The sequence below is a fragment of the Chitinophaga sp. CCNWYY40 genome (genome assembly GCF_037483205.1).
In the GTDB taxonomy this organism is placed as follows: Bacteria; Bacteroidota; Bacteroidia; order Chitinophagales; family Chitinophagaceae; genus Chitinophaga; species Chitinophaga ginsengisegetis.
In genome coordinates, this window is sequence record NZ_JBBHLF010000005.1 from 814,965 (window position 1) to 839,253 (window position 24,289).

Below are 24,289 nucleotides of genomic sequence, written 5' to 3' on the forward strand. Positions count from 1 at the left end.
TGTGAGTCTATATGAAAGAAATCAAGTATCCACAGCTGTTAATTACACTCGCGGTAGGTTTGCTGATCTGGTTTATTCCGGCGCCGGAAGGAGTGAAGCCGGAAGCCTGGCATCTGCTGGCTATTTTCCTGGCAACCATTGTCGGTATTATTATGAAGGCGGCAAGCATGGGCACTATGTCGGTGGTGGCTATTACGCTGGTGGCCATCACGGGCGTGCTGGCGCCGGGTGATCCGGCGAAATCCATTACGCTGGCGCTCAGTAGTTTTGGCGATAAAGTAATCTGGCTGATAGGTATTTCTTTTTTTATTGCCCGGGGATTTATTAAAACCGGTTTAGGAAAACGTATTGCTTACCTGTTTATCCGGGTATTTGGCCGCAGCTCGCTGGGACTGGCTTACGGACTGGGTTTGGCCGACCTGGTACTGGCGCCGGCGGTGCCCAGTAATACCGCACGGGGTGGAGGTATTATTTATCCTATCATGAAATCTATGGCCATCAACTTTGGTTCCATGCCGGAAGACCCGGCCACCCACCGAAAGCTGGGCGGCTATCTTACATTGAACAGTTATAACATGAATCTTATTACGTCTTCCCTGTTTTTAACAGGTACGGCGAGTAATCCCATGTGTCAGAAGTTTGCGAAAAACCTGGGTATTGATATCTCCTGGATGTCGTGGTTCACAGCGGCAGTGGTGCCGGCGATTATTTCCATTATTGCAGTGCCGTGGATACTGTATAAGATCTATCCGCCGGAGTTGAAGTCGACAGGAGATGCGCCTGCTATGGCAGCTGAAAAGCTGAAGGAAATGGGACCGGTGCACCGGAACGAGTGGTTGATGCTGCTGGCATTTGTGATCCTGTTGTTCCTGTGGATAACAGGAGATCTGTTTGGAATAGATGCTACCACTACCGCCCTGATAGGATTGGTATTCCTGCTTATTTCACAGGTGCTCACCTGGGATGATGTGAAGTCGGAGAAAGGCGCATGGGACACCATTGTATGGTTTTCTGCGCTGGTAATGATGGCAAGTTTTCTGAATAGCCTGGGTTTCATTCCGTGGTTCAGTGATCTGATCAAACAGAAAGTAGGCGGTATGAAGTGGACGATAGCTTTCCCGATTATAGTGCTGGTATATTTTTACAGTCATTACATTTTCGCCAGCGCTACGGCCCATGTGGCGGCGATGTATTCCGCGTTTTTAGGCGTGGGTATTTCTGTAGGCATACCGGGTATGTTGCTCGCATTGGCGCTGGGATACTGCGGTGATATCTTCGGAACACTTACCCATTATGGTCATGGACCTGCGCCGGTATTTTTCGGAAGTACTTATGTAGATCTGAAAGACTGGTGGAGATGCGGGTTTATTCTGAGCATCGTGCTTATCCTTATCTGGATAGGCATTGGCGGCGGTTGGTGGAAAGTATTGGGTATCTGGTAAACGAATCGCAGAAAAGATTTTTATGGGTCAATGGAATCGGTGTTGAAGCAATAAAATCATATAACCGTATCCGTAATTCTACGTATTTTTTTGATCGATTGTTTTTTTATTGAAGGAATGATTGTACCTTTGCGTCCGTTTGAATACCGAATATATACTGTTGCCGATAAGAGTTGCAATTGCAATAGTGTTAACCCCGGTGAATTATTTGTAACAGGGTTGTGACCCCCCAAAAAGAAGAAAAAAAAGATGACACAGTTTAAATTGTTTGTGACAGCCCTTATGCTGTTAATTATGGCCATGACGGCCTGTTCCCCGAATTCAACAGAAAACACCGCTGAAGTAGTAACTGTAGAAGGACATGCAGGAAATTTCCTCCTGATTAAAGGACACGGTTTTAGTGAAGATTTGCACGAAAATAAAGTGAACTTTGGGAACGTACCTGCGCAAATTCTGCGTGCAGATGGTAACTCCCTTTTGGTGCTGGTACCTGTGCAGAAAGCCACCACAGTGCCTGTAGTGGTTGCGGTAGGAGATAATGTATCCAACGCGATGTTGTTTGCATATCATCCCAAGCTCGTAGCAGCGAAGTAAGCGTGATGAATTAAAAATTGCGGATAGCGGTTTTATACACAGATAGTAGTGCGAAGATTTTCTTGCATTGGCGGAGCTGTGTATAAAACCGCCATTCGTAATAATGTTTTATTTTGCAGCTATGTATAAAGAGTTCCGGCCACATCCGCTATTGGCTACATATGTAGACGCCTACTGGGTAGCTGGTGGACCGCATTTTATGCAGCAGCGTATATTACCGGATACGTGTGCGGATATTATTTTTAATATTAGTGAAGACATCATCGCTGCAGCTGATGGAGCGCTGAAAATAATGCCAGGTAACGCTTTTGTAGTAGGCACCATGACTACCTTCCATGATACTGCCTTCCATGCAAATACCTATTTGTTAGGAATCCGTTTCAAACCGGGCGGGTTGAGTGGTTTTACAGGTTTGCCTTTACAACTGATTACGGATGATCATGTTCCCCTGCGCGATATTTCTTCCGGATGGCATGTGGCGCTGGAGCCATTGCTACTGAAGGCATCGGGGATAACTGCAAAAGTAGTGTGCCTGGAAAAGTTCCTCTTACAGCGGTTGCCGGCCGGTAATATCATCTCCGGAAAAATGCAGCATAGTATTGCGCAGATCAGGCAATCGAAGGGAGCCATAGCAGTAAATTTTTTGGCCGCACAGGCATATATGAGTCCCCGTAATTTTGAACGCCACTTTTTGCAGACAACCGGCGTATCTCCGAAAACTTTCACACGTATTGTAAGATTTCTAAGTTTGAAGCAGCACCTGAAAAGCCTGTCCAATCCCCACTTATTGTCGCTGGCGCTGGACCACGGCTTTTATGATCATGCACATCTCACCCGCGAGTTCAGGGCGTTTGCCGGGGAAAGCCCTACCGGCTATATGCAGCGGTGATACAAATAACTTTGCTGATGTTGCGTTCTTTTTAATGGACGATATTAAATAGAAAAAGCAGCAAAGACCGGCCCTTGCTGCTTTTTCTATGATGGATTATCTGCAAATAATGTTACAGTGTTTTATCCTGCATGCCAAACATCACCACAATTTTCCCGTCTTTATAGAGATTTAATGTTTGATCAGCCACATCGTACCGGAAAGTATTATCACTGATGAGTTTCAGGAATTCAGCTTCACGGCGCATTACATCTGCATCCGGGCAGGCCATGCGGGTACTGATGCCCTGTGTGAATTTTATTTCATCGCCGGCAGCGTTGTATCCGCCGGAAATGCTGTTACAGCCGCCTTTTCCGTGGAAACGTTTTTGATTGGTATCAAATTCCAGCCAGATACCGGAGTTACTTAACGTAGCATCATTCAGTTTGATCACGTTCCATTTTTTGCTGCCAATGAAATCCCACTGGTTATTGTTTGAAGCGTTGCCCTGATGATCGTTGTCATTACTTTCCAGTGTAAACTGCATCACTAATTTGCCGTTTTCATGGAGATCAACGGTTTCACCGTTTACGGCGTAGGTAAAGGTATGTCCGCCGAGTTGTTTCAGGAAGTCAGATTCACGGCGCATTACATCTGCATCGCCGCACATCATGCGGGTGCTCATGGCCTGTGTGAAAGTGATCTTATTTTTAAGGGCGGTATATCCACCGGAAATATTGTTACAGCCGCCTTTGCCGCTGAAGCGTTTTTTGCCTTCATCAAATTGCAGCCAGACACCGGAATTGCTGATTACTCCGTCATTGATCATTTTCAAGGTCCATTTTTTATTGCCAACAGCTGCCCAGTTATTATTGGAAGCGCTGCCATCTTTTTTTTCCAGGCGGAACTGCAGTACGGTATTGCCATTTTGGACGAGGTTCAGCGTTTGTCCGGATACAGCATATTGAAATGTTTGATCGCCTAATTGTTTCATGAAGGCGGTTTCGCGGCGCATCATGTCTCTGTCGGGGCAAGCCATCAGGGTGCCGGCGGTTTTGGAAAAGGTGATATTGCTACCGGAGGTAGTATATGCGCCCATCATATTGTTGCAACCACTTTTACCATGAATACGTTTCTTACCGGCGTCGAACTCCATCCAGATGGCGCCATCGGAAATATCTTCGTTATCCATTTTTACCAATACCCATTTTTTTCCGGCGATGGAAGATGAGCCTGCGCTGCTGATCTTCTTTTTTTCCAACACTTTGGTGAGGGTATATTTCAGGGAAGAGCCATCTGCCGGCGGGTTCTTTACCTGGGTAATTTTTACCCTGAGCTTATAGCGGTAGCCGGGAGTGTATTTAAAGCCGTTGATATTGGTATATAAGTTGGACCAGTCTGTATCATTTACTCCTTTTATCTGCAAACACTCCATAGGAGCCACACCAGTGCACGGTTCCTTTGATTCTTTTACATAAATAACCTGTGTTTTGGCGGGTGGTTGTTTGCTTTGTACCGGGGCCATAAAGGTGGTGGCGAGGGTGATTGCTAATTCAAGTAACATAAAATATAGATTTTAATAATTAACAACAAAAGGAGTCGTGAGGTTGTCTCTTTTGAAGGATTGCTCCATATTTTGCAAAAACGCTGCCAGTCTCACTTTTAGGCCCTGGTATTACCTGGTGCTGCTATGGTGGGCCATTTGACGGGTCTTCCCGATTTGTTTGATAATAGATTCGTAGTAGCCCAGTTTATCTTTGCCGGGAAGGCTTACAATAGTTACATCATTTGCGGTGAGCAGGTCCAGTTTAAATTTAGATGCTGCCACATATTCTTCCGGAATATAGTAGAAGATGTGATTGGGAACCGGCACATTTTTATGATGAAACTTTTGCCTTGCCCTGTACGTGAGCAGCCACCAGAGGTCCGTTTCCACAAAATCGAGCGACAGGCCAAAGATGTGGATATCATCCGTAAAGAAGAGATCTATCCAGGAGTGAAAATACACTTCCCTGGCATGAATACGCCGTAGCAGCGAAGGCTTGGGTACTTCTTTGGAAGAATACACGGTACCGCTCACCACGTAGTTGCGCATCAGTTGTAACTGGCCGCCATAGTGTTCAAATCCCAGGTTGATACTCATGGGGTTGAGACAATCGCCATGAATATGCCAGTATTGGATATCATCTACTTCATATCTCCTGAAAATGCTGTAAAATTTTTCCTTGATGATACTGGTGTTCTCCAATGGTATCTGTCCCTCCAGCGTAAATTCATAGTTGGTGGTGAGGATGTGTGCCGGCTTCAGCTCCCGGATGGCGCTGTGCAGCGGGTTGGCTTTTATTTCTGCTGCTTTGATAGCGATGAATGATTTGAGATCTTTTTCTCTTATCCGGTGATTTTTGCTGGCGGTTAAAAAGATTTCTTCATACAGGAGCGGGAATGGTTTTTTATCGTCCAGTTCCACGCAATCTCCGGCGTGGCAAAAGGTGATAATGTCCTGCAGCAGGTCTTTCCAGCTTTGACCGCGGGAGATGTTGTTGATGTCATTTCCGATTAATAATACAAGGTTTTTCATAGTATATGCCGTCTTTTAAGGGTGGATAAACCGGAAGGTGAGGTTAATTCTTCCGTGTGATATTTTAGTGGTTTTGGGAACCTGGTGTTCCCAGTATTCCTGTAGTGGCCCTTTCATAGCGAGCAGGGAGCCGTGTTGCAGTGATAGTTCGTATTTCCGTTGATGATCACTTTTATAGCGTAGCTGGAAACGACGTGTAGCGCCAAAATTTACCGAGGCAATTACGGGGTTACGCCCAAGTTCCGGCTCATCATCTGCATGCCAGCCCATGGAGTCGTTACCATTGCGGTAAAGGTTCAGTAACACACTGTTGAACGCCTGGCCACTCACCGGTGTAATGCGGTCACGTATCTGTTGTAATTCGGCTGTCCATGTTTCCGGGGAAAAGATATTTCCGGAGAATCCATAGGAGCTGGCAGCATCGCCATACCAGGCCATTAAACGTGGAAATAATACCTCTTTGCCATATATTTTCATGGATTCCTGTTTCCAGGTAATAGTGTCCTGCAGGACCTGCATGAAATGGTTGCTTTCCGGCAGGTTAAAAAACTGCGGATAGTAAGCCAGCTCTCCATTCAGTAATGAAATCTTCCCGGCATCCTCTTCATTGAAAAAACTTCCCTGCACACTCATAACACAAATTTACAACCGTGCTACGCACTGTATATGTCAAGTTATTTGTCCGGGGTATTATCTTTCCACGACCAAAGGTAGCGGCAGGCATGTGTACGGTAAGGCGCCCATTTTTCAGAGATTTTAACCAGTTTATCCCGGAATGCTTTTTTATCTTCCGGGTCCAGTTTGTAAAGCTTGATCATGGCCTGTTGTAAGCCCCAGTCGTCCATTGCAAATACATCTTCGCGGCACAGGTGAAACATCAGCAGCATTTCCACTGTCCAGCGGCCCACACCCTTGATTTGTGTGAGGTAGGCAATCACTTCGTCGTTGCTCATTTTTTTCAGCTTGCTGTCGGTCAGTTTTTCGGCGATAACGAATGCCGCCACATTTTGCACGTAGGTTACCTTAGCATTGGATAAACCAATACCACGAAGCGTTAACGGCGGGGTATCCAGTATTTGCTGCGCTGTTGGCTCCCGGCGGCCATAGAGGTCAAGAAACCGGGAATAGATCACATCTGCCACTTTGGTGGATAGCTGCTGACTCATAATAGAGCCAATCAGTTTCAGGCAGATATTTTTTCGTATAGTCAGCTCCGTTAACGGGCCGGTGATAATTTTCTGTAGCTTTTTATCCTTGCTGAGATGGGCCACATAATGTACCGGAACATCGTCCGGGGTGCTTTTAGACCTGGGCATAAACTGTTTTTTAAAGTTAATACGTCACATCATCCTTCACCCCGGAGCTCCAGTGAATTTATTAATAACTAAACGGCTGTGTATAGATTACCTGCAACAGTGTTTGTCCTACTGCCTGCAACGTTTTCCGGTCAATCACATCCATATTGTCGTTTTGTGTATGCCAGTGAGGGGCAAAGTCGTTGTTCGACTGTAACGCAATGATATCGAATGTCGGGATATTGGCGATGGTATTTACCGCGATATGATCATCCGTGATAAATGCGCCGTTATTTTCATAACGGAATATATCAGAATAGCCGAGTTTGTTGGCTACATCCCAGAACATTTTCATCTGTGCGCCTGCGTATTGTTTGGAGGAGCCTTCCATGTAGAACTGGGTGCCGCGTCCGCCTACCATGTCCAGGAGGATCCCGTAGTTTGCTTTGTAGCCGGGAATATGCGGGTTTTTAGCCCAGTACTGGGTACCGAGACAAAATGAGTTTTCATCATTTTTAGCGCCGTAGTCTTCCACGTCTACGAGCAGAATGTCTATGCCGGTTTCCGGTTTTTGTTTGTGGAACTGCCGGGCGGCTTCCATCAGTACGGCTACGCCGCTGGCGCCATCGTCTGCACCGTCCAGTTTTTTTGTTTTATCAAAGGCATCTTCATCCGCCCAGGGACGGGTATCCCAGTGGGCCAGCAGCAAAACGCGCTGTTTGGCCGCGGGGTTGAAACTGGCGATGATATTGATACAGGGCAGTTTTTCGTTTTTCGGCCCGGTAACAGTAGTGCGCTGTACATATACGGTATCCGCCCAATTGCGGAAGTTGCTGATCAGCCAGCCGGCACATTTCTCCTGTGCGGGCGTATTAGGTATCCTCGGGCCGAAACTTACCTGGCGTGCGGTGTACGCATATGCAGAATCTGCCTGGAAAACAGGTACAGGTACATCCACTTTCGCCACTTTGCTGTCGCCGGTACTGTCGGTGGTGTTATCGGTTGTCTGACTATTCTGCTGGCAGGCGCCGGCCAGTAAGGCCAGCGCTGTCAGTGTAATAAGAGCTTTACGCATTATCTTCCGGAATATTTATTTTATTGAAGACTGTAGGAAACGGTACCGTCTTTCTCATCTTTCAGCTGAATGCCTACAGACAATAATTCGTTACGGATTTTATCGGAGGTTGCATAGTCCTTGCGGCTTTTGGCTTCCTTCCGCATTTCAATCAGCATCTGTAATACGCCATCCAGTTTATTATCTTCCCCGGCGATGGATTCCTGTTGTATGCCGAGAATATCCACCAGATAGGTTTTCCAGGTTTGTTGTAACAGCTGGAAAGTATCTTCACTGATTTCGTGCATTTTTATTTGTCCGCCTTTCAGTGAGTTGATCACTGGTGTAAGCTCAAACAGGTTAGCCAGTACTTTCGCTGTATTGAAATCGTCGTTCATGAATTCCGGGCATTCCAGGCACCACTGACGTACCTGTTTGTCCAGTTCTTCATTGATACCCTGGCCATTTTCTGCAGTATACGTCAGCTTCTGCAATGTTTCATAAGCAGCCCATAAACGCTGGAGTCCTTTTTCGGCGGCCTGCAGGGCCTCGTTAGAGAAATCCAGGGTACCGCGGTAGTGTGTCTGCAACACAAAAAAGCGGATGGTCATGGGGCTGTATGGCTTTTCCAGCTGCGGATTTTCACCGGTAAACATTTCGGTGAGCTTGATGGTGTTGCCATAAGCCTTACCCATTTTACGGCCGTTGATGGTGATCATGTTATTGTGCATCCAGTAACGGGCCATCATATCGCCGTGTGCAATTTCGCTTTGTGCAATTTCGCATTCGTGGTGTGGAAACTGGAGGTCCATGCCGCCACCGTGAATATCGAACTGGGCGCCCAGGTATTTGGCGCTCATGGCAGAGCACTCAATATGCCATCCCGGGAAACCTTCGCCCCACGGGCTGGGCCAGCGCATAATATGTTCTGGCGGTGCTTTTTTCCAGAGGGCAAAATCTGCTTTGTTATGTTTATCGTCCTGGCCTTCCAGTTCCCTGGTGGTTTCCAGCATATCTTCCAGTACACGGCCGCTGAGGATACCGTAATCGTAGTTGGCGGCATATTTCTTAACATCGAAATACACGCTGCCGTCTACTTCATATGCGTAGCCTTTTTCCATGATCGTTTTGATCATTTCAATCTGCTCAATGATATGCCCGGTGGCGGTAGGTTCTATGCTTGGTTCAAGGTTGCCGAACTGCAGCATGGCCCAGTGGTACAGGTTGGTGTATTTCTGTACCAGTTCCATTGGCTCCAGCTTTTCGAGTACGGCAAATTTGGAAATTTTATCTTCCGCCGCGCGGCCTTCTTCTTCAAAGTGGCCGGCGTCGGTAATATTACGAACATAACGTACTTTATATCCCAGGTATTTTAAATAGCGGAATACTACATCAAATGTAATATAGGGGCGGGCGTGGCCGAGATGTGATTCGCCGGATACGGTGGGTCCGCACACATACATACCAACGTGGCCCGGGTGTAAAGGTGTAAATACTTCTTTCTGACGGTGTAATGAATTATATATCCTTAGTTCTGACATATGCTGTAAATGACAGATGCCATATAGCTGACATCTTATTTTTTGTTGATGGATGGCAAAGATAAAAATTGTTTTCCTGGTACAAGCAGGCAACAACATCGGTCAGCCCTAAAAATATTATACATTTTCATAATTGGTTACAGTTATTTATTTACTTCTACTACTGTTTTTCCGCTACCGATCAGGCTAAGATTGGTAATTACAGGATAATGGTCAGACAGGTCTGAGTTAATTTTCCGGAAGCTGTTTACCTTAAAATGGTTACTGACAAAAACATAGTCAATACGCAAGGTAGGTGCAAGCCCTGTAAAAGTACGGCCAATTCCGAAACCTTTTTGCAGAAAAGCGTCCTGGAGATCGCCTTTAATGGTAAAGTAGGTGTAGGACGCCGGGGTATCGTTAAAGTCGCCACAAACGATTACAGGATAGGGACTTTGCCGGATAAAATTGCCTACAATATCGGCTTGTTGACTGCGGCGGATATACGCCTCCCGCATTTTCTGGATAATGCTTTTGGTGGCCTTCAGCCCGGTGTCTTCTTGGTTTTTGATCTTCCGGATGGCGGAATAATCTTTTTCATTGAAGCGATAGGATTCCAGGTGCATATTAATGATCCGCAGGGTATCCCGGTTTTTTACGATATCGGCATAGATAAGGCTTTCGCTTCTGGGGCCCACGCTCATTTTCACTTTATCGGATGCTATAATGGGAAAACGGGAATAGATGATAGATCCCCAGTGCTGCATGCCGTCGCGGTTAAAATCGCTGGAAAAGTAGCGGTAAGGCAATTCCATTTCGCGGGAAATATCCTCGCGGTTATTAAAGTCGTTTTTCTTTTCGGAGGTATAAAAATCCTGGAAGCAGGCGATATCCAGCTCCTGTTTTTTGATCATGGCAAACATTGCCTGCCGGTTGTATTTACTGTCTCTTTCGCGGTATAGTCCAAACTGGCTTACATTGTAGCTCATTACGGTAAGGGTATTGCCAGTGGTGGCCACTTTATTCCCGGCGGGCATTTTAAAGGCCACAAACGCGCTGATAGATTTCCAGCCAAGCAGCAGCGCGATCAGGGATAGCAGGGTATAGCGATAATTAAAGAACAGCCACCCGATCAGGAATACCACTAATAGCGCCAAGAGGAACGGGAACGCCAGCGTAATAAAACTGATGGGCCAGAACCAGGCCGGTGAAATATATGGTGCCATACAGGCTGCCAGGAAAAGTAATACCACGGCGAAATTGATGATCAGAAAAAATCCTTTCGTAAATAGTCTTAAAAAGCGCACCGCGTCATACTTTGTTGAAGTACTAAAGTTAGTTTTTTTTCAACGAAAGACAGGCCATAACCGGGAAATGCTCTGATGGCCGGGGATGAAAAACCTTACTTGCGTGGACGGTCAGCGGGGGCTGTGCCAGGATGTAGTCGATCCGCAGTGAAGGCGACAAATAGGAGAGTGTGCGGCCCCAGCCCACACCGGTTTTGAGGAATGCATCCTGCATATTGCGGCTGATGGTTTTATAGGTGAACGAAACGGGCGTGTCATTGAAATCGCCGCAAACAATGGCGGGATAAGGGCTTTCGGCAACCAGCGCTGCCAGTTGAAGCGCCTGCGTGGATCTTGCCCGGAAAGTGCTCCTCATTTTATAAACCAGGCCGGTTCCTTTCGGTGCTTTCATGTTTTCATAATCCTCACCTTTAAACATATACGAAATGAGGTGAACAGCAAACACCCGGATAGTATCTCCTTTTATGGCAATATCTGCCCGGAGGAAAGTGCTGCCGCTGCCCGTTTCGCTTTCCCCGCAGGGGATTGCCGAGGCAGCGATCACAGGATAACGGGAAAACAGCACAATGCCGTAATGCCAGCTTTCCCAGTGGATTTTGTCGCCGGTGAAGTAATGATACGGGTAGTTCCCGGCGGATTTGATGCGTTGCATATGCTGATCCTTACCGGGTGTATCGTTGGTGTAAAACTCCTGCATACAAAGAATGTCCGGGCTGCCGGACGCAATGGCGTTGTAGATCGCCGCTTCCTTGTCCTTATCCGTTACATATCTCTCTAAACCCATACTGCTGGTATTATAGGTCATGAGCGTAAACTGCCTGCTGTTGGTTTCCTTGCTGATTATATTTTTCCGGAAGATGTGAACGCCCCAGGTAGTTAATGCTGCGGGCACTGCACAGAGTATAGCCATTATATTCATCAGCACATATTTCCGTTTTTTATACCATGCCCATACGCAGGTATATAAAAAACAAAGCGGGAAGAGAACGGGAAAGAAGAATCCGGAAAAGCCGGCGGGCCAGCATTTACCCGGGTTGATACCGGGAAGAAAGGTACTGAGGAGAAGGGCCGCCACCAAACAAATGTTACTCCAGAGCAAGGTACGGCGTACAATGATTTTCAGCATAGGGGGACAAGCAATTACGAATTAATATTTTCAAAGTACAAAAAAAAGGGAAGATGCGCGCGGTCTTATAGTGCCTGCATCTTCCCTGTTATTAGTGAAAGTATTTTCTAATCCGTAATACTTTTATTCTGTTTTACTTGCTCTTAACAGCGTGTCTCTTTCTTCTGCAGAAAGGGACGCCAAACCGTTTTCGTTGATCTTATCAAGGATTTCGTTCAGTTTCTGCTCCGGCACTTTGCCAATGCGTCTGTACGGTTGTTGTTCTGCATCCGGCTGGGAAGTATTCTTTCTTTTAAAATCATCCGGGTTAATGCGTTGTGATGCCGGGTGAAATACATGGGTGAGTTTAAAGGCCAGTTTGTTGAAGCCTGCGCCCATATCCCTGCCTTTTTTCCACTGGTACATATAAAGCCAGCCTGCCAGTGCACCGCCTGCCAGCACCGGGATGTAGGTGTATCCGTAGCTGGAGGACGCCATTAATGCTCCAACAGAAAGCGCTACAAAAACCAGGGTGATGATCCAGAGGGAAATACCTCCTGCCAGTAAAGGGAATATGCGGTAGCGCGGAGCGATAGTGGTAACGCCAACAGCTATTGCCATAATACTGCCGGCAGCGCCCAGTGTATATTCATTGGCAGCGAGTGCATGAAAAGACGGGATCAGCTGCATAGCCGCCACATACATAAGATTACCACAGAGACCTCCGAAGAGATATAACGGTAAAATCCGCTGGTAGCCTGCCAGGTGTTGCATGAAGGTGCCAAAGCACCACAGCCACACCATATTGGAGAAGATCTGCCAGAAGCTGATGTGTGTAAATAAGGAGGTGACCAGCGTCCAGGGACGGGTCAGTAATTTGGATGGATCTGCCGGAAGCCTCAGCCAGGTCATAATATCCTGGTGAAACCGGGGTTCACCCACCTGTTCCATCTGGTATATTACAAGCGTAAAAAACAGGAAAACGAAAATCGTAAGATTAACGACCATCAGGTGTGTCACCATATTTCTTCCTTCTCCTAAAGAGAGGCGGGGCAATTTCTCTTTTTCCAACGCATGCATGGTACAAATATTTTTCAATACAAAAATACGTCAATAATACAGTTGTCTTAATAAAAATCTGTTCTCTTTTTACTCCATCCTCTCAGCAGCAGGTAAGCAAAGAGTGCGCCGCCGAGATGGGCAAAGTGGGCCACATTATCGCCCGCAGAATTCTGGATACCGGAATACAGTTCCCCCAGGATCATGAAGCCTACCACAAATTTGGCCCTGATGGGGATCATCGCAAAGAAGTACAGGTATCGGTTGGGGAACAGGTACCCAAATGCGAACAGAATGCCATATACCGCACCGGATGCGCCCAGTGTGGCGCCATTCCGGTAATAGTTAACGTAGTTTTTAACATAAAGGCTTGCCATTTCCATGGCCGCAGGATCTCGGGCCGCCAATGCACTTTTCAGGCTTTCCATGTTGAAGTTGGCCAGGTTGCCGATGTCGAACTTATTATCCAGCGCCACAAAATTGGAGAAACTGGGATCATTCAGGAATTGCGCGGCATACCGGTTAAGGCTCACATTTTCATAAGTGAGTACGCCCATGTGACACAGGGCTGCGCCCAAACCGCATATTATATAAAAAATGAGGAAACGCTTGGGGCCCCAAAGGTTTTCCAGGGTAGCGCCAAACATCCACAGGGTAAACATATTGAAGAGCACATGCAATATGTTCTTCGGATCGTGTAGGAACAGATGCGTAATGAACTGATGTGGTTTGAATAGTTCGGAGCCCCAGTAGTGGAGGGCAAACAAACGACTCAGATCATAATCAAATTTGCTCAGCAGCGTAACCTGCACTAACCAAACCAAACCATTAATGATCATCAGATTTTTGATCACCATCGGCAGGTACTGAAATTTTCCGGGCCTGTACTCGTTCATTGTTGCTAGTTATTATCTCTTTTTTTCAACAACACCACATTTTCGATGTGATGGGTGTGCGGGAACATATCTACCGGCTGTACCTTTTCCACTGTATAGAGCGAATCCAGCAAAGCCAGATCCCTGGCCTGTGTAGCGGGGTTACAACTAACATATACAATCCTGGGGGCGCCGATCTCCAGCAGTTTATTCACCAGTTTTTCGTGCATGCCTGCCCGTGGGGGATCAGTAATGATCACATCCGGCTGGCCATGTTGTGCAAAAAACTCATTATTACAAATATCCACTACATCGCCTGCAAAAAAGGTGGCATTATCCACATTATTACGGGCGGCATTTTCCTTTGCATCATCTATGGCTTCCTTTATCAGCTCAATACCCACCACTTTGCGGGCATTGCGCGAAACAAAGATGCCGATGCTGCCGGTACCGCAATATAGGTCATATACGATCTCGGATCCGGTTAATCCTGCAAAATCCCTTGTTACCTTGTACAATACTTCTCCCTGGTAAGTATTCGTCTGGAAAAATGACTTGGGACCTATCTTAAAAACAAAATCCTCCAGTTTTTCTTCTGCATATCCTTTACCAAAATAAATCTTCGGTTCCAGGTCGAAGATGGTATCGTTTCCTTTCGGATTAATGGTATACAGCACTGTGGTAATGGCCGGCACCGTTTTCAGCAAATGATCCAGCAGGGCAATCCTGTTGGGCTTGTCTTCATGATGGATCACCAGGTTTACCATAATTTCCCCGGTAGTGCAAAGGCGGATCACCAGGTTACGCAGCCATCCCTGTTGTGCACGGATATCATAAAATGTGAGATCGTGGGAAACTGCATATTCACGGATGGTGTTGCGGATCAGGTTTACGGGCTCCTGCATCAGGTAGCAGGTATCTATATTCAGTACTTTATCGAACAGCTTTGGTACATGGAAGCCCAGCGCGGGTCTTACAGGTATTTCGCCGTCATTGGCCCTGATCTCTTCATTAGTAAGATATGCTTTGTTGCTGAAGGTAAACTCCAGTTTATTGCGGTAATGTTCGGTATGAGCGCTGCCCAGGATCGGTTCCATTGGGGGCAGCGCCAACTTTCCAATGCGTTGCAGGTGGTCGGCCACCTGTTGTTGTTTATACTCCAGCTGCAGGGCATAAGGCAGCATTTGCCATTTGCATCCCCCGCAGGTGCCAAAATGCTGGCAAAAAGGAGTTACTCTTTTATCCGAATAGCTGTGAAAGTGAACCACTTTCCCTTCTGCCCAGTCTTTTTTGTTTTTACCAAGACGAACATCCACCACATCGCCAGGCACTACTCCGCCTTCAATAAATATCACTTTCCCGTCATGACGGGCCAGGGCTTTACCTTCTGCCGCATAAGCAGTAACCGGTACATTTTCTAAAACAACGTTTTTTTTCCTCACGGCTGCAAAGGTAATTGAAATGCTGAATCCTGCATCGTAATTCATACGAATTACCACTCAGCACACCTCTTTCCTTTTTCACTTTTTTCCGCTTACATTTACATATTGCTTTCAAATATTATGCGTAAACTTTTTTCATTACTGATAGCGGCCCTCCTGGTGCAATTCAGCCTGCAGGCGCAGGGTTACCAGATTTCTGTAAAGCTGAAAAACTTTACCGGCGGGAAGTTTTTCCTGGCTCATTACATGGGCAGATCCACCTACCTGGCCGACTCTGCAGAAGTAAGTCCTGCGGGAGAAGTGGTACTGAAAGGCAAAGAAAAACTGCTGCCAGGCATTTACCTGCTGGTACTGCCCGGTAAACAGCAGTATATTGAAACCCTGATAGATAAGCAACAGGTTTTCAGCGTAGCCATCGACACCAGCGATCTTGTTAATAAAACGGTATACAAAGGCAGCCCCGATAACGATGGGTTCCTGGCCTACAATAAATTTCTTTTCCAGCAGGAAACACTGAGCCGCAGTATCCAGCAACAGCTGCAAACGGCCCGCACAGCCGCAGATTCTGCCAAGGTACAGCCCTTGCAACAGGAACTTGGAAAGAAAATCCAGGAATTCAGGACAGGCTTTATTGCCCAACATCCCGGCAATATTCTCAGCACCATCTTCCTGGCCATGAAAGAACCGGTAGTACCGCCACCACCGACAGGAGCAGATTCTTTATTTGCCTATCATTATTTTAAAGATCATTACTGGGATGAGGTTGATCTTGCAAGCGATCGCCTGGTAAGAACGCCTGTCCTGGAAGGGAAACTGAAGAAATATTTTACCCAACTTGTACCGGTACATCCCGATTCTATTATTGTGGACTGCGATGCTATGATTGCCCGTACCCGCAAAAGCAAAGAGGTTTTCAAGTTTGTGTTGTGGTGGCTTACCTATAATTACGAGAGCTCGCCTTACATGGGTATGGATGCAGTTTTTGTACACCTTGTGGAAAAATATTACGTTCCCGGGGAAGCGTTCTGGCTGAATGACGAACAACTCAATAAAATTGTAGACAGGGCATATACGATGGCGCCTAACCTGATTGGCCGCCAGGCCGCTCCGCTGCAGTATAAAGATACCGCCGCCAGGTCGCTTTCCCTGTATAAAACTCCCGCCAAATTCACAGTGCTTGTTTTTTGGGATCCCACCTGCGGACACTGTAAAACAGAGATTCCCCGTTTGGATTCTGCCTGGAATGCAAGCTGGAAGAGGAAAGGAGTGGCTATGATCGGCATTAAAACGGAAGGTACCCGTGAGGAATGGTTGCAATTCATTCACGAACATCATCTGAATGGATGGATACACGGCTCAGATCCACAAGGTGAAACGAATTACCGCAGGTTGTACGATGTTTACAGCACCCCCATGGTTTATTTACTGGATGAAAAGAAAAAAATTGTGGCAAAAAGACTGGGAGTGGAGCAATTACAGGAGTTTCTGGACCGGGTTACCCCAAAAGACGCTGCGGCTAAGTTGTAGAAACAGGGGTGTAGAATGTAGAATATGCGCCTCGATATATATTGAAAATCAAATAGTTGATAGATTTTAACATTCCTTTGGCATAGTCTTTGGCTTTGTGGTACCGGACCATAAAACCAAAGATCATGAAGAAGATGTTATTATCATTCGCCGCATTAACGATTTCAGTTGCAGCGATGTCTCAGGCGAGAGTTGGGATTAAGGCTGGCTGGAACCTCTCCAACATTACTTATGATAACTCCGGAAATACAAAAGACAGTCGTTCATTATCCGGTTTTAATGTGGGAGCCATTGCAGATTTACCGTTAGTTCCAAAGATTTTGTCGTTTCAGCCTGGTGTATTTTATACAACCAAGGGTACCAAGCTTGAAACCGGGGACAAGAACAATTCCACCACTAATCCATATGCAAAGTACACCGTAAATCCATCCTACATTGAGATTCCTCTGAACTTCGTGGCTAAGTTGCCAATCGGTGAAAGTTCAAGTCTCTTTGCAGGTGTTGGTCCTTACTTTGCATTTGGTGTTGCCGGTAAGCAAAAGTATGAAACCACTATTGCCGGAGTACATGGCAGTGGTTCAGAAAGTATTAAATGGGATGATGATACCCCGTTTAATAACGATCCAAACACAGCATACAATAAAATGAAACGTTTCGACTGGGGTGGTAACGTACAGATTGGTGCGGAACTTAGCAATTTTCTGGTCTCTGCCCAGTATGGTATTGGCTTTGCCAAAGTGAATTCCGGTCAGGACAACAGCACAGATGACAAGGGTAAAAACCGTGTATTCAGTGTTTCTGTAGGTTATTTGTTTGGTGGAAAATAACCAGTTAACAAACAATTACGGAATTAAATTGTAATAACTGCAAGCAAGCAAAAAACAGGTTCATTCATTAGTTGGCAATCAAAAAATTAGGGAAGCGATACCTGACCTGTGGGTATCGCTTTTTTTAATCATTCAAATTACATCACACATGAAAAAGGTATTATTATCTGCAGCCGCATTATTGGTAGCCAGCCTTTCTTTTGGCCAGGCTAAATGGGGTATTGTTGCAGGACCTCAGTTTTCCAGCATGACTGCAAAAAATGCTGTTCTAAACAGTGGAAAGAAAACCAGTTCTATTCTTACCGGTATAAGGGCCGGGGTTACAGTAGACATTCCGCTGGCAGATGAATTCTATATCGGAACAGGATTACTTTATTCCGGTAAAGGGGGTAAAGACAAGGATACTGATGTGAAAACGACTTTGTCTTATCTGGAGTTGCCCGTTCACTTTATGTTTAAACCAGAAGTAGGTACCGGCAGGCTGGTATTATCTGCAGGACCTTATTTAGCTTATGGTTTGGGCGGAAAGATCAAGGATACCGGATTTGGCGACTTAGATGTGTATGATGATGAAGCCACCGTGCTGAAACAAAAAAGATTTGATGCCGGTTTGGGTATCAATGTAGGTTATGAATTACCTGTAGGACTGTATTTCGGTCTGAATACCGACCTGGGTCTGATAAATACGGCAGATAACACAGATAATGACCGTAGCTTTAAAAATACGTCCTTCGGCGTATCTGTTGGCTATAAGTTTGGAGGCAGATAACTATGCTCCGCATGAACTTTTTATTAACCACCCGCTAATTTCGGGTGGTTTTTTATTTTTATGAAAACCTTTGTTTAATTTCGCGTACAATAACCGACTGAGCATTAAGACTTTTCCCCCAAAATGATGTCACTGTGATATTCTTAATCCTTTTATTACCGAACCACTGATGAAAATTTTTACTCCTCTTTTTGTAACAGTTTTTTTTGTTACAATTACCTCACATGCACAGATAAGTTTGGGTATTCGTGGCGGCTATATCAATACCGGGCTGGAGTCGTCCGGGAATGGATATGCGCCGGGCACTCAAAAAACAGATAGCTGGCAGGCGGGCATCTATACAAACATACCCCTGTTTAAAAATGGTTACCTGCAGCCAGGCGTCAGTTACGTAGAAAAAGGTGCAGGGCTGGATTACGCAGTATCCCACCCTGTTAATTTATTTACATCGGGAGTAACAAAGCTGAAACTGCAATACCTGGAACTGCCGGTTCACCTGGTATACAAAGTGCCGGTAGGCTTTGGCAAACTGCTGGTAGGTGCTGGTCCCTATGCAGCTTATTGTATGCGCGGGGATTACAGCGTATCTGCTTACAACGACAATAAACTGGTTCAATCGGGATCCAAGCGGGTGGATTTTAAAGCATCTCCCAATATTTTTGGTACCAACATGAACCTGCAACGCTGGGATGCAGGTCTTAATTTTATAGCCGGGTTGGAGCTGAACTGCTGTCTTTCCTTAAGTGCCCAATATGGCTACGGAATGGTGGATATCGATCAATCACCGGAGAACAATTATAAAAACAGGTATTGGGGCGTAAGCCTCGGTTTCTTCTTTGACCGGGAAGACTGGTAATTGTTTTTATGAGGAATGGTTTTTGTTAACAGGGGACGGATTTATACTTAAACGTACATGAAAAAAAATATTCTGATTGTTGTAGCCCTGCTGGTTGTTCAGATGGCAACCGCACAAGTTAGATTTGGACTAAAGGCCGGCTTTACCGGCGCCAGTATGAAGTTAACCGACCCTGCTGATGTTCCGGACCGTAATGAGTTCATGTTGCCTGCTTTTCATGCAGGCATTTTAGCAGATATCCCCCTGGCGAAATGGTTTTCGATACAACCGGCGCTGTATTACAGCGTTGCTGGTTACAGAACGCGCCCGGAGCAGTCAACCGGCAACTATTACTATATCGCCAAGTTCAGATATAACTACCTGGAATTACCGGTTAACTTTCTGTTTAAGCAAAGATTGGGGCAGGGTAAAGTAGTAGCCGGCTTTGGTCCCGGCCTGTCCTATGGTATTGGCGGGAAAGCCACTTATATCAGGGAAGGTACTAAAGAAGAAACAAAGAAGGTAAAGTTTGATGGTGATGAAACTGTTCCCGGAAACGCTAATGAAATACACGCCAACCCGGTAGATGTTTCAGCAAATTTCCTGCTTGGCTATGAGTTTAATGAAGGATTTATACTCACTGCAGGTTATTCTTCGGGCTTCATAAATGTAAGCACCAGGGAAAATGCGGAAGAGCTGAATCGTAGCTTCCGTATTTCTTTTGGGTATTTGTTTCCCCGCACCCGCCGGTAATAATTAACAGACAACATTCCTTAAACCTATATGAAAAAGAACATCCTGATTATTGTAGCCTTGTTAAGTTCGTTAACCTTATGCGCCCAGGTAAGATGGGGAATAAAAGCCGGCTTTTCAGGCGGAAACATGAAACTGAAAGACAAAACCCAGGAGACATTATTCCATGACCGGATGCTGCCTGCCTACCACGCGGGGATTTTGGCTGATATTCCTCTTGCAGAGAGTTTTACAGTACAGCCGGCACTGTTATACAGCGTTAAAGGCACCAAAACCATTAATACTTTTATAACAGGTATGGGTAGTAACGAGGAAGCAACCACCAGTTACCGGTATAATTACCTGGAACTGCCTGTTAACTTTATATATAAAGGGGAAGCTGGCCGGGGAAAAGTTTTTGCCGGGCTGGGGCCTTATGTAGCCTATGGTATCGGTGGAAAAGTTACTTATAAAGGATATAATTCAGCAGCAAAAAAATCCCGGCAGATCAAATTTGATGGGGATGATGTTACCAACCTGGAGGAATTACATGCCAATGCTATAGATGCGGGCGTGAATCTGCTGGCTGGTTATGAATTTAAAAACGGGCTGTTGTTTAGTATAAATTATACTTCAGGCTTTTTAGACGTTAGCGCCAGTAACAGAACAGAGGAAAAGCACCGTTACTTTGGCCTATCTGTTGGATATCTCTTTACAAGAAAATGATTGCTATACTATACAAGCAATAGAAAGACTGCCCCCTACGGCAGTCTTTTTTATTTTTTTTAAAAGGAGATAGGGGTCATTCCTTTTTACCGCGTCTTATTAGCGAAAGATACCATCGGAAGATGGTTTCAATCATTGGACAGTTATAATTAAAAGTGTGACAGTTATAGGGATATGCCACTACGTATCTACGTGATGGCATTTTTTTTATATGAAAGACAGCAAAAAAGGGAAAGACTTTTGTCCTTCCCTTCTGCTTTTATAAGGAGTTAGGATAAGCTACATAATGGCTTCCACCGCCTGACGTACCACCTTAGGTTTACCTAATGTATAGTAATGCAGTACCGGCACACCAAAGGCTTTGAGTTCTTTCGACTGTGCAATGAGCCACTCGGTACCAACCAGTTCCACATCCTTGTCTGTTTTACATTTCAGGATTTCTGTAGAGAGGTCTGTAGGGAGATCCACATGGAAAATACGTGGCAGCATTGTCATCTGCTTCCGGGAAGTTAATGGCTTCAGTCCCGGGATGATAGGCACGGTAATACCCATTTCACGGCATTTGTTTACGAAGTCGAAGAACTTCTGGTTGTCGAAGAACATTTGTGTAACAATATAATCAGCCCCGTTTTCCACCTTACGTTTCAGGTGCGACAGGTCTGTTTGCATATTGGGCGCTTCAAAGTGTTTTTCGGGGTAACCGGCTACGCCGATACAGAAATTGGTTTTTACGCCGCTTTGCAGATCGTCTTCCAGGTAAACGCCGTTGTTCATATGTGCCACCTGGTCCAGCAATTCAATGGCATAGCTGTGTCCATGTGGGTCGGGTTCAAAGAAAGTTTCATTTTTGGGTGCATCTCCGCGTAAAACCAGTACATTGTCGATACCCAGGAAGTTGAGGTCTATCAGGGCATTTTCTGTTTCTTCCCGGCTAAAACCGCCGCAAATGAGGTGTGGTACCGCATCTACGTTGTAATGGTTCATAATGGCCGCACAAATACCTACAGTACCGGGGCGTTTACGGATTTCCACCTTTTCAAAGGATCCGTCCGCCTTTTTCTTGAACATATGCTCGCTGCGGTGATAGGTCACATTGATAAATGCGGGCTTGAATTCCATCAGCGGATCCAGGTGGTCATAGATAGACTCAATACTCTTTCCTTTAAGCGGAGGGAGGATTTCAAAAGAAATCAGGGTGTCTTTGGCCTTGGCAATATGTTCAGTTACTTTCATAAAGTTATAAGCTTTGAGGAAGGCGGCTGGATATAAAGCCAGCTTCCTGCTAAAATTACGCGGGCAAAAATAAGATATCCCCTTATTATTATCAGATCATTTTTAATCTTAGGATAACTATAACTAGGCTAACTGAATGAATTGTTTATTTTTGCTAAGTTTGATCATATGACATTAAGAATACATACAGACCAGCTGGTAAAGCGTTACGGCAACAGAACGGTGGTAAACCATGTATCTGTGGAAGTGTCCCAGGGGGAGATTGTAGGGCTGCTGGGGCCTAACGGAGCCGGTAAAACCACCTCCTTTTACATGGTAGTGGGGCTTATTAAGCCCGACGAAGGGAATGTGTACCTGGATGGCCAGAACATTACCAAGCTGCCCATGTACAAGCGGGCGCAGATGGGTATTGGTTATTTGCCACAGGAGGCTTCCGTGTTCCGGAAACTGAACGTGGAGGATAATATTGCCGCCGTGTTGGAAATGACCACCCTGAAAAGGGCGGAGCAGAAAGAGAAGCTGGAAAGCCTTTTGTCTGAATTCCGGCTTACGCACGTAAGAAAAAGCCCGGGTGATGTATTGAGCGGGGGCGAACGCCGTCGTACCGAAATTGCCCGCGCACTGGCGGTAGATCCGAAGTTTATCCTGCTGGATGAGCCTTTTGCCGGTATCGACCCCATTGCCGTGGAGGATATCCAGGGAATCGTAGCCAAACTGAAATACAAAAATATAGGTATCCTGATCACCGACCACAACGTTCAGGAAACATTGTCCATTACTGACCGGGCTTATTTATTGTTTGAAGGTAAAATCCTGAAATCAGGATCCGCCGAAGAGCTGGCAGCCGATGAACAGGTAAGAAAAGTGTATCTTGGCCAGAATTTTATTCTTCGCCGTAAAGATTACCTGGACGAAGCAGCTAAACAATAAAAATAATTCTACAGCATCCTATATGAGAATTTTAAGTCCTGCAATATCACAACTGGCAAGATTGCGAATGGGGCGTATTGCGTATTTCATGCAGTATCCCGTTCAGGTGCAGCAGCAGGTATTCCAAAACCTTATCAGTGCCGCTCAGTATACCGAATTCGGTAAGCAGTACGGCTTTTCAAAGATTTATAAGATAGACGAATATAAACAGCGCGTTCCTATTCATACCTATGATACCATCAAGCCTTATATACAGCGCACGATGGAGGGACAGCAGAATGTACTCTGGAATACACCCATCAAATGGTTTGCAAAATCCAGTGGAACCACTGCGGATAAGAGCAAATTTATCCCCGTAACAGTGGAAAGCCTGGATGAATGTCACTACCGCTCCGGCAGGGATGTAATCTCCCTTTACTACAATAATTTCCCGGACTCCGACGTATTTACCGGTAAATCACTGGTAATAGGCGGCAGCCACCAGGTGAACAAACTCTCTGAAAACAGCGACTCCTATTTCGGTGACCTCAGTGCCGTAATGCTCCAGAATATGCCGTTTTACGGCAATATGATCCGTACACCGGACCTGGAAATAGCGCTCATGGACGAATGGGAAGAAAAGATAGAACGCATGGCCAACGCCGTGATCCATGAAAATGTAACCTCTATTGCAGGGGTGCCTACCTGGACCATTGTGCTGATCAAACGTATTTTTGAACTCACCGGTACCGACAACCTGGCCGATGTATGGCCCAACCTGGAACTCTATATGCATGGTGGCGTAAGCTTTACTCCTTACCGCGAACAGTTTAAAAAACTGATCCGCAAGCCTTTAATGCATTACCAGGAAACTTACAATGCTTCCGAAGGCTTCTTTGCCGCCCAGGACGTGATAGGAGAAGAAGGTTTGTTATTGTTCCTCAACCATGGCATCTTCTATGAGTTTATGCCTATGGAGGAATTAGACAAGGAAAATCCGCAAACCCTGCAACTGCAGGAAGTGGAACTGGGTAAAAACTATGCCCTGGTTATCAGCACCAATGGCGGCTTATGGCGCTATATGGTAGGAGACACCATCCAGTTTACCTCCCTGATCCCTTACCGTATCAAAATCAGTGGCAGAACAAAGTCGTTTATTAATGCCTTTGGAGAAGAAGTGATTGTGGAGAATTCAGATACCGCAGTAGCGAAAGCCTGTGAAGCTACCGGCGCAGTGGTAAATGACTACACCGCAGCTCCCGTTTATTTCAGCGATCATGGCAACGGCGGACACGAATGGTTGGTGGAATTTGAAGCAGCCCCGGATGACCTGAACCGCTTTACCACTGTATTAGACAGTACTTTAAAAGCCATCAACTCAGATTACGAGGCCAAAAGATATAAAGATATTGCCTTGCACATGCCGGTAGTGCATGTGCTGCCGGAAGGAACTTTTTGCGAGTTCCTGAAGAGCAAAGGCAAGCTGGGCGGACAACATAAAGTTCCCCGGTTGAACAACGACCGCAAGTACCTGGAAGAAATCCTGCAATTTGCGGCAGATCATATGAATGCTTAAAACCTATCAACTATAA

General features: G+C 45.8%; 23 protein-coding genes. 11 read left to right on the forward strand and 12 right to left on the reverse strand.

Annotated elements, in window-relative coordinates:
* Positions 1–11: 11 nt before the first annotated feature.
* The 3 genes from V7S65_RS22400 to V7S65_RS22410 all read left to right on the forward strand — a co-directional run bounded on the left by V7S65_RS22400 (position 12) and on the right by V7S65_RS22410 (position 2,925).
* The gene (locus V7S65_RS22400; protein ID WP_336387601.1) at positions 12–1,442 is read left to right on the forward strand and encodes an anion permease; all 1,431 of its coding nucleotides are present in this window, start codon (positions 12–14) and stop codon (positions 1,440–1,442) included.
* 249 nt (positions 1,443–1,691) lie between these two features.
* A complete protein-coding gene (locus tag V7S65_RS22405; protein WP_336387600.1) occupies positions 1,692–2,036 on the forward strand; it encodes an IPT/TIG domain-containing protein in 345 nt (114 codons plus the stop codon).
* A 121-nt stretch (positions 2,037–2,157) separates the two neighbouring features.
* On the forward strand, positions 2,158–2,925 hold the full coding sequence (locus V7S65_RS22410; protein WP_336387599.1) for an AraC family transcriptional regulator: 768 nt from the start codon (positions 2,158–2,160) through the stop codon (positions 2,923–2,925).
* 112 nt (positions 2,926–3,037) lie between these two features.
* Here V7S65_RS22410 and V7S65_RS22415 read toward each other — a convergent pair whose 3' ends face one another.
* The 11 genes from V7S65_RS22415 to rlmD form a co-directional block, all read right to left on the reverse strand.
* On the reverse strand, positions 3,038–4,468 hold the full coding sequence (locus V7S65_RS22415; RefSeq protein WP_336387598.1) for an META domain-containing protein: 1,431 nt from the start codon (positions 4,466–4,468) through the stop codon (positions 3,038–3,040).
* A 111-nt stretch (positions 4,469–4,579) separates the two neighbouring features.
* A complete protein-coding gene (locus V7S65_RS22420; RefSeq protein ID WP_336387597.1) occupies positions 4,580–5,482 on the reverse strand; it encodes a hypothetical protein in 903 nt (300 codons plus the stop codon).
* Between the two features lie 15 nt (positions 5,483–5,497).
* A complete protein-coding gene (locus V7S65_RS22425; RefSeq protein ID WP_336387596.1) occupies positions 5,498–6,115 on the reverse strand; it encodes an alpha-ketoglutarate-dependent dioxygenase AlkB family protein in 618 nt (205 codons plus the stop codon).
* 41 nt (positions 6,116–6,156) lie between these two features.
* The gene (locus V7S65_RS22430) at positions 6,157–6,798 is read right to left on the reverse strand and encodes a DNA-3-methyladenine glycosylase family protein (RefSeq protein WP_336387595.1); all 642 of its coding nucleotides are present in this window, start codon (positions 6,796–6,798) and stop codon (positions 6,157–6,159) included.
* A gap of 61 nt (positions 6,799–6,859) precedes the next feature.
* Positions 6,860–7,852 (reverse strand): M28 family peptidase, encoded by a 993-nt coding sequence (locus tag V7S65_RS22435; protein WP_111577267.1) that lies wholly within the window; start codon positions 7,850–7,852, stop codon positions 6,860–6,862.
* 20 nt (positions 7,853–7,872) lie between these two features.
* A complete protein-coding gene (gene cysS / locus V7S65_RS22440; RefSeq protein ID WP_336387594.1) occupies positions 7,873–9,372 on the reverse strand; it encodes a cysteine--tRNA ligase in 1,500 nt (499 codons plus the stop codon).
* A gap of 143 nt (positions 9,373–9,515) precedes the next feature.
* Positions 9,516–10,658: an endonuclease/exonuclease/phosphatase family protein gene (locus tag V7S65_RS22445; RefSeq protein ID WP_079471379.1), complete on the reverse strand. Its 1,143-nt coding sequence runs from the start codon at positions 10,656–10,658 to the stop codon at positions 9,516–9,518.
* 28 nt (positions 10,659–10,686) lie between these two features.
* Entirely contained in the window at positions 10,687–11,784 is a 1,098-nt protein-coding gene (locus V7S65_RS22450; RefSeq protein ID WP_336387593.1) for an endonuclease/exonuclease/phosphatase family protein, read from the reverse strand.
* A 123-nt stretch (positions 11,785–11,907) separates the two neighbouring features.
* On the reverse strand, positions 11,908–12,843 hold the full coding sequence (locus V7S65_RS22455; RefSeq protein ID WP_079471377.1) for a rhomboid family intramembrane serine protease: 936 nt from the start codon (positions 12,841–12,843) through the stop codon (positions 11,908–11,910).
* 47 nt (positions 12,844–12,890) lie between these two features.
* The gene (locus V7S65_RS22460) at positions 12,891–13,718 is read right to left on the reverse strand and encodes a rhomboid family intramembrane serine protease (RefSeq protein ID WP_079471376.1); all 828 of its coding nucleotides are present in this window, start codon (positions 13,716–13,718) and stop codon (positions 12,891–12,893) included.
* A 5-nt stretch (positions 13,719–13,723) separates the two neighbouring features.
* Positions 13,724–15,184: a 23S rRNA (uracil(1939)-C(5))-methyltransferase RlmD gene (rlmD, locus tag V7S65_RS22465; protein WP_079471375.1), complete on the reverse strand. Its 1,461-nt coding sequence runs from the start codon at positions 15,182–15,184 to the stop codon at positions 13,724–13,726.
* Between the two features lie 75 nt (positions 15,185–15,259).
* Here rlmD and V7S65_RS22470 point away from each other — a divergent pair, with 75 nt between their 5' ends.
* The 6 genes from V7S65_RS22470 to V7S65_RS22495 all read left to right on the forward strand — a co-directional run bounded on the left by V7S65_RS22470 (position 15,260) and on the right by V7S65_RS22495 (position 20,555).
* The gene (locus tag V7S65_RS22470; protein WP_336387592.1) at positions 15,260–16,666 is read left to right on the forward strand and encodes a redoxin domain-containing protein; all 1,407 of its coding nucleotides are present in this window, start codon (positions 15,260–15,262) and stop codon (positions 16,664–16,666) included.
* Between the two features lie 125 nt (positions 16,667–16,791).
* Entirely contained in the window at positions 16,792–17,493 is a 702-nt protein-coding gene (locus V7S65_RS22475) for a porin family protein (RefSeq protein WP_079471373.1), read from the forward strand.
* A 148-nt stretch (positions 17,494–17,641) separates the two neighbouring features.
* A complete protein-coding gene (locus V7S65_RS22480; RefSeq protein ID WP_079471372.1) occupies positions 17,642–18,262 on the forward strand; it encodes a porin family protein in 621 nt (206 codons plus the stop codon).
* Between the two features lie 169 nt (positions 18,263–18,431).
* On the forward strand, positions 18,432–19,118 hold the full coding sequence (locus V7S65_RS22485; RefSeq protein WP_336387591.1) for an outer membrane beta-barrel protein: 687 nt from the start codon (positions 18,432–18,434) through the stop codon (positions 19,116–19,118).
* A gap of 57 nt (positions 19,119–19,175) precedes the next feature.
* On the forward strand, positions 19,176–19,850 hold the full coding sequence (locus V7S65_RS22490) for a porin family protein (RefSeq protein WP_336387590.1): 675 nt from the start codon (positions 19,176–19,178) through the stop codon (positions 19,848–19,850).
* Between the two features lie 30 nt (positions 19,851–19,880).
* Positions 19,881–20,555, forward strand: a complete 675-nt coding sequence (locus tag V7S65_RS22495) for a porin family protein (RefSeq protein ID WP_336387589.1) — start codon at positions 19,881–19,883, stop codon at positions 20,553–20,555.
* A gap of 279 nt (positions 20,556–20,834) precedes the next feature.
* Here the strand turns inward: V7S65_RS22495 and metF are convergent, their stop codons facing one another.
* A complete protein-coding gene (gene metF, locus V7S65_RS22500; RefSeq protein WP_079471369.1) occupies positions 20,835–21,788 on the reverse strand; it encodes a methylenetetrahydrofolate reductase [NAD(P)H] in 954 nt (317 codons plus the stop codon).
* 168 nt (positions 21,789–21,956) lie between these two features.
* Between metF and lptB the strand changes: the two genes are divergently transcribed.
* Positions 21,957–22,718, forward strand: coding sequence for an LPS export ABC transporter ATP-binding protein (gene lptB / locus V7S65_RS22505; RefSeq protein ID WP_336387588.1), 762 nt, complete (start codon positions 21,957–21,959; stop codon positions 22,716–22,718).
* Positions 22,719–22,740: 22 nt separating this feature from the next.
* Positions 22,741–24,273, forward strand: a complete 1,533-nt coding sequence (locus V7S65_RS22510) for a GH3 auxin-responsive promoter family protein (protein WP_079471367.1) — start codon at positions 22,741–22,743, stop codon at positions 24,271–24,273.
* Positions 24,274–24,289 lie beyond the last annotated feature (16 nt).

Coding starts and splice junctions, on each gene's coding strand:
- V7S65_RS22430 (WP_336387595.1), bottom strand. CDS start 6,798: ATGCCCAGGTCTAAAAGCACCCCGGACGATGTTCCGGTACATTATGTG.
- V7S65_RS22485 (WP_336387591.1), top strand. CDS start 18,432: ATGAAAATTTTTACTCCTCTTTTTGTAACAGTTTTTTTTGTTACAATT.
- V7S65_RS22400 (WP_336387601.1), top strand. CDS start 12: ATGAAAGAAATCAAGTATCCACAGCTGTTAATTACACTCGCGGTAGGT.
- V7S65_RS22495 (WP_336387589.1), top strand. CDS start 19,881: ATGAAAAAGAACATCCTGATTATTGTAGCCTTGTTAAGTTCGTTAACC.
- V7S65_RS22405 (WP_336387600.1), top strand. CDS start 1,692: ATGACACAGTTTAAATTGTTTGTGACAGCCCTTATGCTGTTAATTATG.
- V7S65_RS22415 (WP_336387598.1), bottom strand. CDS start 4,468: ATGTTACTTGAATTAGCAATCACCCTCGCCACCACCTTTATGGCCCCG.
- V7S65_RS22475 (WP_079471373.1), top strand. CDS start 16,792: ATGAAGAAGATGTTATTATCATTCGCCGCATTAACGATTTCAGTTGCA.
- V7S65_RS22460 (WP_079471376.1), bottom strand. CDS start 13,718: ATGAACGAGTACAGGCCCGGAAAATTTCAGTACCTGCCGATGGTGATC.
- V7S65_RS22470 (WP_336387592.1), top strand. CDS start 15,260: ATGCGTAAACTTTTTTCATTACTGATAGCGGCCCTCCTGGTGCAATTC.
- V7S65_RS22450 (WP_336387593.1), bottom strand. CDS start 11,784: ATGCTGAAAATCATTGTACGCCGTACCTTGCTCTGGAGTAACATTTGT.
- metF (WP_079471369.1), bottom strand. CDS start 21,788: ATGAAAGTAACTGAACATATTGCCAAGGCCAAAGACACCCTGATTTCT.
- rlmD (WP_079471375.1), bottom strand. CDS start 15,184: ATGAATTACGATGCAGGATTCAGCATTTCAATTACCTTTGCAGCCGTG.
- V7S65_RS22420 (WP_336387597.1), bottom strand. CDS start 5,482: ATGAAAAACCTTGTATTATTAATCGGAAATGACATCAACAACATCTCC.
- cysS (WP_336387594.1), bottom strand. CDS start 9,372: ATGTCAGAACTAAGGATATATAATTCATTACACCGTCAGAAAGAAGTA.
- V7S65_RS22435 (WP_111577267.1), bottom strand. CDS start 7,852: ATGCGTAAAGCTCTTATTACACTGACAGCGCTGGCCTTACTGGCCGGC.
- V7S65_RS22425 (WP_336387596.1), bottom strand. CDS start 6,115: ATGAGTGTGCAGGGAAGTTTTTTCAATGAAGAGGATGCCGGGAAGATT.
- V7S65_RS22455 (WP_079471377.1), bottom strand. CDS start 12,843: ATGCATGCGTTGGAAAAAGAGAAATTGCCCCGCCTCTCTTTAGGAGAA.
- lptB (WP_336387588.1), top strand. CDS start 21,957: ATGACATTAAGAATACATACAGACCAGCTGGTAAAGCGTTACGGCAAC.
- V7S65_RS22480 (WP_079471372.1), top strand. CDS start 17,642: ATGAAAAAGGTATTATTATCTGCAGCCGCATTATTGGTAGCCAGCCTT.
- V7S65_RS22490 (WP_336387590.1), top strand. CDS start 19,176: ATGAAAAAAAATATTCTGATTGTTGTAGCCCTGCTGGTTGTTCAGATG.
- V7S65_RS22410 (WP_336387599.1), top strand. CDS start 2,158: ATGTATAAAGAGTTCCGGCCACATCCGCTATTGGCTACATATGTAGAC.
- V7S65_RS22510 (WP_079471367.1), top strand. CDS start 22,741: ATGAGAATTTTAAGTCCTGCAATATCACAACTGGCAAGATTGCGAATG.